General features: G+C 63.7%; 14 protein-coding genes. 7 read left to right on the top strand and 7 right to left on the bottom strand.

All coding sequences use genetic code 11. The features are described 5' to 3' along the window. Nucleotides 1-234: 234 nt before the first annotated feature. Both ttcA and KHO53_RS03955 read left to right on the top strand, forming a co-directional pair. Nucleotides 235-1,059, top strand: coding sequence for a tRNA 2-thiocytidine(32) synthetase TtcA (gene ttcA / locus KHO53_RS03960; RefSeq protein ID WP_010220385.1), 825 nt, complete (start codon nucleotides 235-237; stop codon nucleotides 1,057-1,059). A 5-nt stretch (nucleotides 1,060-1,064) separates the two neighbouring features. Then, complete coding sequence (locus tag KHO53_RS03955; RefSeq protein ID WP_010220383.1) at nucleotides 1,065-1,736, top strand: DNA-3-methyladenine glycosylase I; 672 nt, start codon at nucleotides 1,065-1,067, stop codon at nucleotides 1,734-1,736. Nucleotides 1,737-1,817: 81 nt separating this feature from the next. Here KHO53_RS03955 and KHO53_RS03950 read toward each other — a convergent pair whose 3' ends face one another. Genes KHO53_RS03950 through arsC form a run of 3 tightly spaced genes read right to left on the bottom strand, consistent with a single transcriptional unit; the run spans nucleotide 1,818 to nucleotide 3,182 of the window. Further along, the gene (locus KHO53_RS03950) at nucleotides 1,818-2,234 is read right to left on the bottom strand and encodes a DUF2069 domain-containing protein (RefSeq protein ID WP_010220381.1); all 417 of its coding nucleotides are present in this window, start codon (nucleotides 2,232-2,234) and stop codon (nucleotides 1,818-1,820) included. Further along, nucleotides 2,227-2,832: an NAD(P)H:quinone oxidoreductase gene (wrbA, locus tag KHO53_RS03945; RefSeq protein WP_010220380.1), complete on the bottom strand. Its 606-nt coding sequence runs from the start codon at nucleotides 2,830-2,832 to the stop codon at nucleotides 2,227-2,229. Before wrbA ends, KHO53_RS03950 begins: the two co-directional genes overlap by 8 nt. Further along, a complete protein-coding gene (arsC, locus tag KHO53_RS03940; protein ID WP_010220378.1) occupies nucleotides 2,829-3,182 on the bottom strand; it encodes an arsenate reductase (glutaredoxin) in 354 nt (117 codons plus the stop codon). Before arsC ends, wrbA begins: the two co-directional genes overlap by 4 nt. 86 nt (nucleotides 3,183-3,268) lie before the next feature. On the opposite strand from arsC, the gene KHO53_RS03935 reads away from it, so the two are divergent. Then, nucleotides 3,269-3,733: a TlpA disulfide reductase family protein gene (locus KHO53_RS03935; protein WP_036996596.1), complete on the top strand. Its 465-nt coding sequence runs from the start codon at nucleotides 3,269-3,271 to the stop codon at nucleotides 3,731-3,733. A 99-nt stretch (nucleotides 3,734-3,832) separates the two neighbouring features. On the opposite strand, the gene KHO53_RS03930 is transcribed toward KHO53_RS03935, so the two are convergent. From KHO53_RS03930 to KHO53_RS03915, 4 genes are all read right to left on the bottom strand, one after another. After that, nucleotides 3,833-4,237: an META domain-containing protein gene (locus KHO53_RS03930; protein WP_010220376.1), complete on the bottom strand. Its 405-nt coding sequence runs from the start codon at nucleotides 4,235-4,237 to the stop codon at nucleotides 3,833-3,835. Then, nucleotides 4,234-4,671, bottom strand: a complete 438-nt coding sequence (locus KHO53_RS03925) for a hypothetical protein (protein WP_213570012.1) — start codon at nucleotides 4,669-4,671, stop codon at nucleotides 4,234-4,236. Before KHO53_RS03925 ends, KHO53_RS03930 begins: the two co-directional genes overlap by 4 nt. Nucleotides 4,672-4,702: 31 nt before the next feature. Next, entirely contained in the window at nucleotides 4,703-5,692 is a 990-nt protein-coding gene (locus tag KHO53_RS03920) for a 2-hydroxyacid dehydrogenase (RefSeq protein ID WP_213570011.1), read from the bottom strand. Between the two features lie 76 nt (nucleotides 5,693-5,768). After that, entirely contained in the window at nucleotides 5,769-8,522 is a 2,754-nt protein-coding gene (locus KHO53_RS03915) for a response regulator (protein ID WP_026001148.1), read from the bottom strand. 213 nt (nucleotides 8,523-8,735) lie between these two features. Between KHO53_RS03915 and KHO53_RS03910 the strand changes: the two genes are divergently transcribed. The 4 genes from KHO53_RS03910 (at nucleotide 8,736) to rlmD (ending at nucleotide 13,267) form a co-directional block, all read left to right on the top strand. Next, complete coding sequence (locus KHO53_RS03910) at nucleotides 8,736-9,452, top strand: response regulator transcription factor (RefSeq protein ID WP_036996594.1); 717 nt, start codon at nucleotides 8,736-8,738, stop codon at nucleotides 9,450-9,452. Next, nucleotides 9,424-10,794: a sensor histidine kinase gene (locus tag KHO53_RS03905; protein ID WP_159389045.1), complete on the top strand. Its 1,371-nt coding sequence runs from the start codon at nucleotides 9,424-9,426 to the stop codon at nucleotides 10,792-10,794. The genes KHO53_RS03910 and KHO53_RS03905 overlap by 29 nt, the downstream gene beginning before the upstream one ends. Nucleotides 10,795-11,006: 212 nt before the next feature. After that, nucleotides 11,007-11,909 carry a cysteine synthase CysM gene (cysM, locus tag KHO53_RS03900; protein WP_026001147.1) on the top strand — a complete coding sequence of 301 codons (903 nt, stop codon included), beginning with the start codon at nucleotides 11,007-11,009 and terminating at the stop codon, nucleotides 11,907-11,909. Continuing rightward, nucleotides 11,909-13,267, top strand: coding sequence for a 23S rRNA (uracil(1939)-C(5))-methyltransferase RlmD (gene rlmD / locus KHO53_RS03895; RefSeq protein WP_159389044.1), 1,359 nt, complete (start codon nucleotides 11,909-11,911; stop codon nucleotides 13,265-13,267). The genes cysM and rlmD overlap by 1 nt, the downstream gene beginning before the upstream one ends. The last annotated feature ends 48 nt before the right edge of the window (nucleotides 13,268-13,315 follow it).

Below are 13,315 nucleotides of genomic sequence, written 5' to 3'. Positions count from 1 at the left end.
CCCAGCGGAGCGCTGCGGCCCCAAGTCTGGGCCAGAGGTTGGAGGTCACCTTTGTGTGGCCTTATGTCGCAGTATAGAAAGGCGTTCGCTGCATAAAGCCGGCTTTTTAGAGCAAATCGCGCTGTCAGGGCGCTGCTTAATCACGATGCAGTCTTTATCGGATTGGCCTACGCCCGCTGTTGGTTTAAGGGTAAAATGTTCGGCTTTTGTCACACCTCGCGGATTCCAAGCGCTATGGGCACCCTTTCGGTCAACCAGAACAAACTGCAAAAACGCCTGCGTCGTCTCGCTGGCGAAGCCATCACCGACTTCAACATGATCGAAGACGGTGACAAGGTCATGGTCTGCCTGTCCGGCGGCAAAGACAGCTACACCATGCTCGATGTTCTGCTGCACCTGCAGAAAGTGGCGCCGATCAAGTTCGACATCGTCGCGGTGAACATGGACCAGAAGCAGCCGGGCTTCCCCGAGCACGTGTTGCCGGCTTACCTGGAAACCCTCGGCGTCGAGTACCACATCGTCGAGAAGGACACCTACTCGGTGGTCAAGGAGCTGATCCCGGAAGGCAAGACCACCTGCTCGCTGTGCTCGCGCCTGCGTCGCGGCACCCTGTACACCTTTGCCGACGAGATCGGCGCGACCAAGATGGCCCTGGGGCATCACCGCGACGACATCGTCGAAACCTTCTTCCTCAACATGTTCTTCAACGGCACCCTCAAGGCCATGCCGCCCAAGCTGCGTGCCGATGACGGGCGTAACGTGGTGATCCGCCCGCTGGCCTACTGCAGCGAGAAGGACATCCAGGCCTACTCGGACATGAAGGAATTCCCGATCATCCCGTGCAACCTCTGCGGCTCGCAGGAAAACCTGCAGCGCCAGGTGGTCAAGGACATGCTGGTGGAGTGGGAGCGCAAGACCCCGGGGCGTACCGAGAATATCTTCCGTGGCCTGCAGAACGTGGTGCCGTCGCAACTGGCGGACCGCAATCTGTTCGACTTCACCAGCCTGAAGATCGACGAGACCGCCACCCCGCGGTTTGTCGACGTGTTGAACATCTGACCGCCATGCGCGATTATCAATGGTTGCATGAGTACTGCCTGAACCGCTTCGGCTCGGCCGCGGCCCTCGAAGCGCACCTGCCCCAGGCGAAAAGCCCCGAGCAGTTGCGCGCGATCGGCGCCGACCGTTACCTGTCGACCCTGGCCCTGCGGGTGTTTCGCGCCGGTTTGAAGCACAGCCTGGTGGACGCCAAATGGCCGGCCTTCGAGCAGGTGTTCTTCGCGTTCGACCCGCAAAAGGTCGTGCTGATGGGCGCCGAGCACCTGGAGCGGCTGATGCAGGACACGCGGATCATCCGCCATTTGGGCAAGCTCAAGAGCGTGCCGCGCAATGCGCAGATGATCCTCGATGTCGAGAAGGAATTCGGCAGTTTCGGTGGGTTTATCGCCGATTGGCCGGTGACCGATATCGTCGGCCTGTGGAAGTACCTGGCCAAGCATGGCAACCAGTTGGGCGGGCTGTCGGCGCCGCGTTTTTTGCGCATGTGCGGCAAGGACACGTTCATCCCTACCAATGACATGGCTGCGGCGTTGATCGCCCAGGACATCATCGACAAGCCGCCGACCAGCCAGCGCGATCTGGCCCTGGTGCAGGATGCCTTCAATCAGTGGCATGCCGAGAGTGGGCGGCCGCTGTGTCAGCTGTCGGTGATGCTGGCGCATACCGTCAATCACTGAGATCGGTGGTGCCATCATCGCTGGCAAGCCCGCTCCCACAAAACCCTGTGGGAGCTGGCTTGCCAGCGATGAATTCAACTCTTAGTTCGAACCTTCCCCCGCCAGCCGCCGCTCATACTGAAAGCGCCAGCGCACATACAGCAGGGCACTGACGAACAGCGCCAGGCTGATCGCCACTTCCAGCCAGCCAAACAGCGCCCGGGCCGGGTCGAATGCGGCCAGTACACCTTTGATGAAGTACAGGTTGACCACAAAGCAGGTCCAGGCATGCGCACGGGCGTTGCCCAGCAGCATGCCCGGCAGCAGCAGGGCCAGCGGCACCAGTTCGATTGCCAGGATCACCCCGACCCGCGCACCGTGCAGGTCGGCGAACAGCAGGTTGTTCAGGGTCAGCAAGGCGATCAGGCCGAAAAAGCTCGCCAGGCTCAACGCCCGGGTCAGGCGCAGGCGCGGTGTCAGCCATTCGATTGGGGGCAGCACCTTGGGCTTTTTAGCCACGGCCGTTCTCCAGCAGTTTGGCGGTGCTCGCCAGGCGTTGGCCAAGGGCGCGGCACAGGGCGATTTCGTCGGCATCCAGGTCACGCTTGCCGTCGGCACCGGCATGGTGGCTGGCGCCGTAAGGCGTGCCGCCGCCGCGGGTTTCCAGCAGCGCCGACTCGCTGTAGGGCAGGCCCATGATCAGCATGCCGTGGTGCATCAGTGGCAGCAGCATCGACAGCAGGGTCGACTCCTGGCCGCCGTGCAGGCTGGCGGTGGAGGTGAACGCCGCCGCCGGCTTGCCCACCAGGCCGCCGCTCAGCCACAGGCTGCTGGTACCGTCGATGAAGTACTTGAGCGGCGCAGCCATGTTGCCAAAGCGCGTCGGGCTGCCCAGGGCCAGGCCCGAGCAATGGCGCAGGTCATCCAGGGTGGCATACAGGGCGCCGGTTTCCGGGATGTCCGGGGCGACGGCTTCGCACTCGGTGGAAATCGCCGGTACCGTGCGGATGCGCGCTTCCAGGCCGGCCATTTCGACGCCGCGGGCAATCTGCCGGGCCATCTCGCTGGTCGAGCCGTGGCGACTGTAGAACAGAATCAGGATGTACGGCGCGCTCACGGCAGGATCTCCAGCACCTTCTCCGGTGGCCGGCCGATCACGGCTTTATCGCCGGCAATCAGGATGGGCCGCTCGATCAGCTTGGGGTGCTGGGCCATGGCGTCGATCAACTGCGCCTCGCTGAGGCTGGCGTCGGCCAGGTTGAGCGTTTTGTACTCGTCTTCACCGCTGCGCAGCAACTGGCGTGCACTGATGTTCAGCTTGCCGAGCAGGGCCTTGAGCTCGACGGCAGTCGGCGGGGTTTCCAGGTAGCGCACCACGGTCGGGGCCAGGCCGCGGGCTTCGAGCAGCTCGAGGGCGCCACGGGATTTGGAGCAGCGCGGATTGTGATAGAGGGTCAGGTCAGTCATGTTCGGGTCGCATCCAGCAGGGTGTGGCGGCTATTCTAACCGTAGCGACTTCGCATTTTGTTTGAATCTTCGAGAAGGATTGACCCATGACAAGGCGTTTGGCAGCAGCACTGGCCATCACCGCGAGCCTGTTGCTCGGTGGTTGCGGTGCGGATTACGGCCTGGACCAGCACGGCCAGGCGGTGAAGGCCGAGCAGATTGAAGGGCACTGGCTGGTGCTCAACTACTGGGCGGAATGGTGTGGCCCATGCCGTACGGAAATTCCCGAACTCAACGCGGCGGCCAAGCAATGGCAGGGGCGGGGCGTGCAGGTGCTCGGGGTGAACTTCGACGGCCTGCAGGGTGAAGACCTGAAGAAGGCCAGCGAGGCGCTGGGCATCGGCTTCACGGTACTCGCCAGCGACCCGGCCGAGCGTTACGAGCTGCCGCCTAGCGAAGCCTTGCCGGTGACCTACATCATCGATGACAAGGGCAAGGTGCGCGAGCAGTTGATGGGCGAGCAGACGCTTGAGGGGTTGAAGCAGAAGATCGAGGCGCTCAAGGGCGCTTGACAGCAGATTCAAGCTACAAGCGACAAGCTGCAAGATAGAGCAAGACCGCGCACAGTCTGCTTTTACTTGCTGCTTGAAGCTTGTGGCTTGCCGCTTAAGTCAGCCTTCCTCAGGCCAGAAACGCAGCGGCTTGCCCTCGGCCGGCCAGAAACGCACCTGCTCGATCGGCGAGATGTCCCAGCGTTGCACGGTCTCCAGCGCCTGGAGGAAGCGTTTTTCCTGCTCCATCAGTGCCGGCGCGCAGAGCTTGCGGGTGCTGCCGACCTTGCCGAAGGTCAACTTCTCGCCCTCCAGCTGATACGGCGCGAACCAGTGGTTGCAGCCGGCGTTGCCATAGGCGCGGCCGTCGGCGGCCAGGGTCAGGGTCAGGTGGCTGTAGTCCATCAGCGGACGTTCGCCAATCCACTCCAGCAGGTAGCTGCGTTCCTGTTCCAGCTTCATCGGCTCGGCGGCGCAACCCAGCAGGGCCGTGCCGATCAGGGCTGAGAGCAACAGCGTTTTCACTGGGCCGTCTCCTTGCATTTCGGGCACAGGTGCTTGTCGCCACGGCTGACCCAGCCCAGTTCGGCAATGCGCGCGCTGGCGGCCGGTTGTTGGGCCTTTTTGCCCAGTTTGGCATCGACCGTGAATTCGAAGCTCAGGTTCGCCTGGCAGCTGTCGCAGTTGACCTCCCAGGTGTGGATCGCCAGTTCGCCGAATACCGGGCCGCTGGCCACCGCGACCCATTGGCCGGTGGGGTTGATCAGGTGACGCACGGACTCCACGGTCAGGCGCATGGACAAGTCCTTGCTGCCCTTGAGGGTCACCAGCAGAACGTCGTTCTTCTGGATCGAGCCGCCGTTGCCGGTCACTTGATAGCGGCCTGGCACCAGGGCGCGGCACTCGATCAGGGTGTGTTGCGGGTTAAACAGGGTGTAGCGGAAATCGTGTTCGACCATGGGTCCTCCAAATCTGCCGCGTATCCTAGCATCAACCCTCGACCAAGTTCTGCGGATTGCCTGCCGCCCAGCGGGTTATGTTGTCCAGGGTGGTGGCGGCAATGGCGGCCAGTGCCTCGCGGGTGAGGAAGGCCTGGTGGGCGGTGACGATGACATTGGGGAAGGTCAGCAGCCGCGCCAGCACGTCGTCCTGCAACGGCAGGTCGGAGCGGTCCTCGAAGAACAGCTGGGCTTCCTCTTCATAGACATCCAGGCCCAGGTAGCCGAGTTGGCCGCTTTTCAGTGCCTCGATCAATGCCGGGGTGTCCACCAGTGCGCCACGGCCAGTGTTGATCAGCATGGCGCCAGGCTTAAGGTCAGCCAGGCTCTGGGCGTTGATCAGGTGGCGGGTGTCGTCGGTCAGCGGGCAATGCAGGCTGATCACCTGCGCCTGGCGCAGCAGCTCTGGCAGGCTCAGGTAGCGTGCGCCGAGGGCCAGCAGCTCGGGGTTGGGGTAGGGGTCGTACGCCAGCAGTTGGCAACCGAAGCCGGCCATGATTCGCGCAAAGGCCGCGCCGATCTGCCCGGTGCCGACCACGCCGACGGTCTTGCCGTGCAGGTCGAAGCCGGTCAGGCCGTGCAGGGTGAAGTCGCCCTCGCGGGTGCGGTTGTAGGCCCGGTGCAGGCGCCGGTTGAGTGCCAGGATCAGCGCCACGGCATGTTCGGCTACGGCGTGGGGCGAGTAGGCCGGTACTCGCACCACGGCCAGGCCCAGGCGTTTGGCGGCGGCCAGGTCGACATGGTTGTAGCCGGCCGAACGCAGAGCGATCAAGCGCGTGCCGGCGGCCGTCAGGCGTTGCAGTACGGCAGCGCCGAGGTCATCGTTGATGAAGGCGCAGACCACTTCATGGCCGGCGGCCAGCGGTGCGGTGTCTTCGCTAAGGCGTGCGGGCTGAAAGTGCAGCTCCAGCCCCGGAGCGGGGGCGGCACTGGTGAAGCTGTCCTGGTCGTAGGTCTGGCTGCTGAAAAACAGTACGCGCATGGGATCCTCCTGAAGACTTTGCCTGAAAGTTTAACCAAGGGGCAAGGATCAAGCCTTGCCCCAGGTCAGCCAGGGTTCAGGCGCTCATGCGCGCCTGGGCCGTGAGCCGGGTAATGGCCCGGTCCAGTTCGTCGAGGGCTTGCGGGGCTTGTGGGTCATCCTGCTTGAGCAAGGTTTCACTGCGTTGGCAGGCCGCGCGCAGTTGTGGCACGCCGCAGTAGCGCGAGGCGCCATTGAGCCGGTGCACGCGCTCGATCATGCCATTGCGGTCGGCTGCCTCGCGGGCGGTGCGAATCGCTTCGCGGTCGGACTCCAGCGACGCCAGCAGCATCGCCAGCATGTCAGCGGCCAAGTCCGGTTTGCCCGCCGCCAGGCGCAGGCCCTCCTCGGGGTCGAGGACCTTCAATTCGCTGCTGTCGGGGATGCGCTCCAGCAGTCGTTCCGGGCGTGGTGCGCCGAGGGTCAGGCCGGTCCATTTGAGCACCACCTGGGCCAGTTGGCGTTCGCTGATCGGCTTGGTCAGGTAGTCATCCATGCCACTGTGCAGCAGTGCGCGTTTTTCGTTGGCCATGGCGTGGGCGGTCAGGGCGACGATCGGCAAGGGTGCGCCGCTCTGGCTGCTTTCCCACTGGCGGATCTGCTCGGTGCATTCGCGCCCGTCCATGCCGGGCATCTGCACATCCATCAGCACCAGGTCGAAACGCTCGTCCTGCACGGCCTGAACCGCCGCATAGCCGCTGTCGACCGCCAGCACTTCGGCACCGAGGTCTTCCAGCAGGGTTTGCACCAGCAGCAGGTTGGCCGGGTTGTCGTCGACGCACAGCACTTTCGGCAACGGCTGGTCGGACACCGGCTTGCTTTCGCTGCCCGGGCGCCGCGGTTGGACCATCTCCATCAGGGCCCGGCGTAATTTACGTGTACACGCAGGCTTGGCCTGCAACTGGCTGTGGGGGTTGGGCAGGTACGGATGGTAGAGCGCCTGCTCGGTCGTCGGGCACAGCACCAGGGCCTGGCAGGCAAGGTGCTCCAGTTGCTGGATGTGCTGGCCAAGGCGTTCCGGCGAAAGGCTGTCGAGGTTGACCCCGAGCACCGCCAGCTCGAAGGGTTGCCCGGCAAGGGTGGCGGCCTCGACCGCGTGCAGCAATTGTTCGACGGTAGCGAACAGGCTGACGCTCAGGCCGCAGTCTTCCAGTTGATGCTCCAGGGCCTGGCGCGCCAGTTCGTGGCTGTCGACAATCGCCACCCGGCGGCCCACCAGCGGTTGCATGGGCAGGTCTTCGGCATCGTCACGGGCCTTGGGCAGGCTCAGGCTGATCCAGAACTGCGAGCCTTCGCCTGGCGTGCTGTCGACGCCGATCTCGCCGCCCATCTGTTCGATCAGGCGCTTGGAAATCACCAGGCCCAGGCCGGTGCCGCCGGGCTGGCGCGACAACGAGTTGTCAGCCTGGCTAAAGGCCTGGAACAGCGCTCGCACGTCCTGGTTGGACAGGCCGATACCGGTGTCCTGAACGCTGATGCGCAACTGCACGCTGTCTTCGCGCTCGTCCTCGAGCATGGCCCGGGCGACGATGGTGCCTTCACGGGTGAACTTGATGGCGTTGCTGACCAGGTTGGTGAGGATCTGCTTGAGCCGTAGCGGGTCACCGACCAGCGACAGCGGCGTATCGCGATACACCAGGCTGACCAGCTCCAGCTGTTTGGCGTGGGCGGCCGGGGCGAGGATGGTCAGGGTGTCCTGGATCAGGTCGCGCAGGTTGAACGGAATGCTGTCGAGCACCAGCTTGCCGGCCTCGATCTTGGAGAAGTCGAGGATCTCGTTGATGATGCCCAAGAGGCTGCCGGCGGACTTTTCGATGGTGCCCAGGTAGTCGAGCTGGCGCGGGGTCAGTTCGCTTTTTTGCAGCAAGTGGGTAAAGCCGAGGATGCCGTTGAGCGGCGTACGGATTTCGTGGCTCATGTTGGCCAGGAACTCGGACTTGATCCGGCTGGCCTCCAGGGCCTCCTTGCGCGCCATGTCCAGCTCGATGTTCTGGATCTCGATGGTTTCCAGGTTCTGGCGAACGTCTTCGGTAGCCTGATCGATGCTGTGCTGCAGTTCTTCATGGGCGTTGTGCAGGGTTTCGGCCATGCGGTTGATGCCCGCCGCCAGTTCGTCCAGCTCGTAGCTGCCCATTTGCGGCAGGCGTTCTTCCAGGTTGCCGTCCTTGAGCTGGGTGACGGCATATTTGATCTGGCCGATCGGGCCGTTGATGGTGCGGCTCATGCGCAAGGCCAGCAGCGCGGTGGCGGCCAGGCCCAGTAGAATCAGCAGCAGGCTGGTGAACAGGCTGCGGTAGCCACGCAACAGGGTGCCGTCGTGGGACAGCTCGATTTCCACCCAACCCAGCAGGCGATCGGCTTCGCCAGGAATCAGCTCGCCGGCCAAGTCGCGGTGACGGCCGAACACCGGCAGCAGATAACGGGTGGCGTCATTGCCGGTGCGTTGCAGCAGTTGCGTGCCGCCACCGGTGGGCGCCTGGTTGAGCATGCTCGGGCCGGCGTGGGCCAGGGCGTTGCGATCAGGGCCGAGGAAGGCCACGGCCCGTACATCGGACTGCTCCAGGGCCTGGGCGGCGATGCGCTCCAGCTGCGCCGGGTCGTGACGTACCAGCGCCGGCGCCACCAGCGGTGCCAGTTGTTCGGCAATCATCTTGCCGCGTTGCAGCAGTTGGGTTTGCAGCTCGTTCTGCTGCAACCAGGTGAAATAGCCGCCCAGCACCAGTGCCATCAGGCTGGCCGGCAACAAGGCGAGCAACAGCACGCGGCTTCTGATCCCCAATCTATTCAGCACGCCACTCTCCTGTGCGCGGTAAGCGCTGTAAGTCCCCGCCAGCTCCTGCTGACAGACCAAGTCGGAAAAGTACCGCGCCTACTCGCGTAATGCACTCATTTGTATCTGCTTTTGTCTATTCCAAGCGATAAGCCAGGCTTTGCCCGAGCCTTGGTTGCCTGTGCGCAGTGAATACCCAATAATCGCGCAATTGAGAATTGCTAGCATCGGCCAATGACTCCTGTATCTACTTGCGCGTCCAACATCCTTGCCATCGAGGACGATCCGGTCCTGGGCGCCTACCTGCGTGAGGAGCTGCAGCGCGGCGGCTTCAAGGTCACCTGGTGCCAGAATGGCAGCGATGGCCTGCAGGTTGCCCAGCGCGGCAGCTTTGACGTGGTGTTGATGGACATCCTGCTACCCGGCCTCAACGGCCTGGATGTGCTGGCGCAGCTGCGGCAGAACAGTTCGACACCGGTGATCCTGATGTCCGCCCTGGGGGCCGAAGCTGACCGCATCACCGGCTTCCAGCGCGGTGCCGATGATTACCTGCCCAAACCCTTCAGCATGGTCGAGCTGCAGGTACGTATCGAGGCGATCCTGCGCCGCGTGGCGCTGGAGCGACGCCATCACCAACCGGCACAGGTACAGGCCGGGAAATTGCACTTCGATGAAACGACCAGTGATGTCTGTTACGGCAAGCAATGGGCGGGGCTGACCCTCAGCGAATACCGCCTGCTCGATACCCTGCACCGCAGCGATGAGGAGGTACTGAGCAAAGCCTTCCTTTACCAGCACGTGTTGCAGCGCGGCTATGCCCGCCATGATCGCAGCCTGGACATGCATGTCAGCCAGATTCGCCGCAAGCTCAAGGCCATCGGTTATCTCGAGCGCGAAGTGCGGACGGTATGGGGCAAGGGGTATGTGCTCAGTGGCGCAGAGGTGCACTGAAGTGCCCAACCGTCATTCATTGTTCTGGAAACTGGCGATCCTGCTGGTCGGCTTCTGCCTGCTGATGATCGGCCTGAGCTGGACCTGGGGCCGGCATATGGAAACCCAGAACGCGTTCCTCTCGGACCAGGCCAAAAGCACGTTGCAAGGCTATGCCAGTGAAGCCGAGCAGGCCTGGGCGCGTGGAGGGCAGGCCGGTATCGACGCCTGGCTGGCGGCAGTCCGCGACAAGGAGTCCGGCTGGGTCGGGGTGATCGGCCCGGACCTGCAGTCCCTGAGCAGCACGCCGCTCAACGAGGTTGAAAACCGGCGCCTGACCTTTCTGCGCGGTATCGACTGGCCGGTGAGCCCGCGGTCGATCGGCATGCCATGGATGCGCCTGCCGTTTACCGAGCAGCCGCACCTGGGCACCCTGGTCATGGAACTGCCGCAACGTCTGGCGCCGGGGCAGTACCGGGTGCTGTGGCGGGTAGTCACCAACGGCATCATCCCCGGGCTGTTCACCTTGCTGCTGTGCGTTGGCCTCTACCGCATGCTGATTGTGCCGCTGATCCAGTTGCGCGAGCAGGCCAATGCCTGGCGCGCCGACCAGCTCTCGGCACGGGTGGCCAGCAGCACCACCAGCCGGCAGGACGAGCTGGGTGAACTGGGCCGCGCTTTCGATGACATGGCCGAGCGCCTGCAGGGCACGGTCGCCCTGCAGCAGCAACTGTTGCGTGACCTCTCCCATGAGTTGCGCACACCGTTGAGCCGTTTGCGCGTGGCCTGTGACAGCGAAGCCGATGCGCAGCACCTGCGCGAGCGCCTGGGGCGGGAGATCGACTGCATGCAGCGGCTGGTCGAAGATACGCTGCAACTGGCCTGGCTGGACACCGAGCGTGCGCCGCTGAGCAAGGAGCCCATCCAGGTCCAGGCCTTGTGGGACATGCTGGCCGAAGATGCCTGCTATGAAAGTGGCTGGCCCGCCGCGCAACTGCATTGTGCGCTGGAGGCCTCGTGCTGGGTGCAGGGTAACCTCAACAGCCTGGCCCAGGCGCTGGAGAACATCTTGCGCAACGCCATTCGGCATTCCCCCGCCGGGAGCGTTATCCGCCTGGACGGGCGGCGTCAGGGCGATCACTGGTTGATCTGGCTGCAAGACCAGGGCGGTGGGGTGGCGCAAAGCGAGCTTGAGCGCATTTTCGCGCCCTTTACCCGCCTGGACGGTTCGCGGCCCGGCGATGGCGGCTTCGGGCTGGGCCTGAGCATTGCCCGCAATGCCATCGTCCGCCAGGGCGGGCGATTGTGGGCGCAAAACACTGGCCAGGGCCTGCGGCTGAACATGCAACTGCCGGCGGTGTGATCCCGGGGCCGCTTCGCGGCCCATCGCCGGCAAGTCCGGCTCCCACAGGTACTAGGTGCATGCAAATCCACTGTGGGAGCTGGCTTGCCAGTGATAGGGCCGTAAACTCTTGCTTATAGCTTGCAGCTATAACCCCAACACATTGCGTGATATGGGCAAATCCCGTTTGCCGGTATGATAGGCGCCCCCGCAGTCTGGATTGCGAATACGCCATGACCTTGCAGTACCCAACCATCGCCGATTGCGTCGGCAACACGCCTCTGGTCCGCCTGCAGCGCATTGCCGGCGACACCAGCAATACCCTCCTGCTCAAGCTCGAAGGCAACAACCCGGCAGGCTCGGTCAAGGACCGGCCGGCGTTGTCGATGATCACCCGCGCCGAGCTGCGTGGGCAGATCAAGCCGGGCGATACCCTGATCGAAGCGACCTCGGGCAACACCGGTATCGCGCTGGCCATGGCGGCGGCGATCAAGGGTTACAAGATGATCCTGATCATGCCCGACAATTCCAGCGCCGAGCGCAAGGCGGCGATGACGGCCTATGGCGCCGAGCTGATCCTGGTCAGCAAGGAAGAGGGCATGGAAGGCGCCCGTGATCTTGCCGACCGTCTGCAGGCGGAAGGCCGTGGCCTGGTGCTCGACCAGTTTGGCAATGTCGACAACCCTGAAGCTCACTATGTGAGCACCGGCCCGGAAATCTGGCGCCAGACCCAGGGCACCATTACCCACTTCATCAGCTCCATGGGTACCACCGGCACCATCATGGGCTGCTCGCGCTACCTCAAGGAGCAGAACCCGGCGGTGCAGATCATCGGTCTGCAACCGATGGAAGGCTCGGCCATCCCAGGCATCCGTCGCTGGCCGCAGGAATACCTGCCGAAAATCTACCAGTCCGAGCGCGTTGACCGCGTGGTCGACATGACCCAGAGCGAAGCCGAAGAAACCACCCGCAGGCTGGCCCGAGAAGAGGGCATTTTCTGTGGCGTGTCCTCCGGTGGTGCAGTGGCAGCCATGCTGCGCTTGTCCCGCGAGCTGGAAAACGCCGTGATGGTGGCGATCATTTGCGACCGTGGCGACCGTTATCTGTCGACCGGCATTTTCGATTCAGTGAACTGATGTCCAAGAACAAACGTAACAGCGGCCTGCGCTTTCAGCCGGCCGGTGGCACCCGCGCGCCACAGATCCCTACCGGTAAAAAACAGCGCCTGAGCATCGAGCGCCTGGCCGGTGACGGCCGCGGTATTGCCTTTCTCGACGGCCGCACCTGGTTCGTCAGTGGCGCCCTGGCCGAGGAAGAGGTCGAAGCGCGGGTGCTCAATACCCACGGCAAGGTGGTCGAGGCCCGTCTGGAGCGGGTGTTCATTGCCAGCCCGGCGCGCCGCGAGGCCCCGTGCAAGTACTTCGACCGCTGTGGTGGCTGCAACCTGCAGCATCTGCCCCATGCCGATCAACTGGCGCTCAAGCAGCGCCTGCTGGCCGAGCAGTTGCAGCGGGTCGCGGGCGTGCAACCCGAGCACTGGGCAGCGCCGCTGACCGGGCCGGAGTTCGGCTACCGGCGTCGGGCGCGGGTTGCCGTGCGTTGGGACAACAAGGCGAAAAATCTCGAAGTGGGTTTTCGCGCCGAAGCCAGTCAGGACATCGTCGCCATCGACGATTGCCCGGTGCTGGTACAACCCTTGCAGTCGATCATGCGCCACCTGCCGACGCTGTTGCGTAGCCTGAGCAAGCCGCAGGTGGTTGGCCACGTCGAGCTGTTCAGCGGTACCGCGCTGGCGCTGCTGTTGCGTCATACCGGGCCATTGGGCGAGGGTGACTTGGCGCGCCTGCAGGCGTTCTGCGTCGAGGCGGGTGTACAACTGTGGTTGCAAGGCGAAGGTGAACCTTCGCCAGTGGATGCCGGTCAGAGTCTTGGTTTTTACCTTGAACCCTGGAACCTTGAGCTTGCCTACCGGCCCGGCGATTTTGTCCAGGTCAACGCCCAGGTCAACACCGCGATGATCGAGCAGGCCCTGGCCTGGTTGGCGCCGCAGGCGGATGAACGCGTGCTTGACCTGTTCTGTGGGCTGGGCAACTTCGCTCTGCCGCTGGCCCGGCAGGCGCGGGAAGTGGTGGCGGTGGAAGGGGTACAGGCAATGGTCGAGCGGGCGGCAGCCAATGCTCGTAGCAACAATTTGCATAACACGCAGTTTTTTCAGGCCGATTTATCGCAGCCTTTGGCGGCGTCGGGCTGGGCCGCAGGAGGCTTTTCTGCGGTACTCTTGGACCCACCGCGCGACGGCGCTTATGAGGTGGTGCGAAAAATCGCAGACCTTGGGGCGAAACGTCTTGTTTATGTATCGTGCAACCCGGCGACCCTGGCCCGCGACACCGTCGAACTGGTCAGGCAGGGTTACCGGTTAAAATGTGCCGGGATTCTCGACATGTTTCCTCAGACGGCGCATGTCGAAGCCATGGCGTTATTCGAAGCGGGTTAGCCAGGCTGACGCGTTCGGCGCTGCACCTTGGGTCCGGCAGGGGCAGCA

The sequence above is a fragment of the Pseudomonas sp. RC2C2 genome (assembly GCF_018390435.1).
In the GTDB taxonomy this organism is placed as follows: Bacteria; Pseudomonadota; Gammaproteobacteria; order Pseudomonadales; family Pseudomonadaceae; genus Aquipseudomonas; species Aquipseudomonas donghuensis.
The sequence above is the reverse complement of the archived record's forward strand: the minus strand, read 5'-3'. Positions and strand labels throughout refer to the sequence as shown.

Coding starts and splice junctions, on each gene's coding strand:
- arsC (WP_010220378.1), bottom strand. CDS start 3,182: ATGACTGACCTGACCCTCTATCACAATCCGCGCTGCTCCAAATCCCGT.
- KHO53_RS03910 (WP_036996594.1), top strand. CDS start 8,736: ATGACTCCTGTATCTACTTGCGCGTCCAACATCCTTGCCATCGAGGAC.
- ttcA (WP_010220385.1), top strand. CDS start 235: ATGGGCACCCTTTCGGTCAACCAGAACAAACTGCAAAAACGCCTGCGT.
- KHO53_RS03920 (WP_213570011.1), bottom strand. CDS start 5,692: ATGCGCGTACTGTTTTTCAGCAGCCAGACCTACGACCAGGACAGCTTC.
- rlmD (WP_159389044.1), top strand. CDS start 11,909: ATGTCCAAGAACAAACGTAACAGCGGCCTGCGCTTTCAGCCGGCCGGT.
- KHO53_RS03955 (WP_010220383.1), top strand. CDS start 1,065: ATGCGCGATTATCAATGGTTGCATGAGTACTGCCTGAACCGCTTCGGC.
- KHO53_RS03935 (WP_036996596.1), top strand. CDS start 3,269: ATGACAAGGCGTTTGGCAGCAGCACTGGCCATCACCGCGAGCCTGTTG.
- cysM (WP_026001147.1), top strand. CDS start 11,007: ATGACCTTGCAGTACCCAACCATCGCCGATTGCGTCGGCAACACGCCT.
- KHO53_RS03925 (WP_213570012.1), bottom strand. CDS start 4,671: ATGGTCGAACACGATTTCCGCTACACCCTGTTTAACCCGCAACACACC.
- KHO53_RS03905 (WP_159389045.1), top strand. CDS start 9,424: ATGTGCTCAGTGGCGCAGAGGTGCACTGAAGTGCCCAACCGTCATTCA.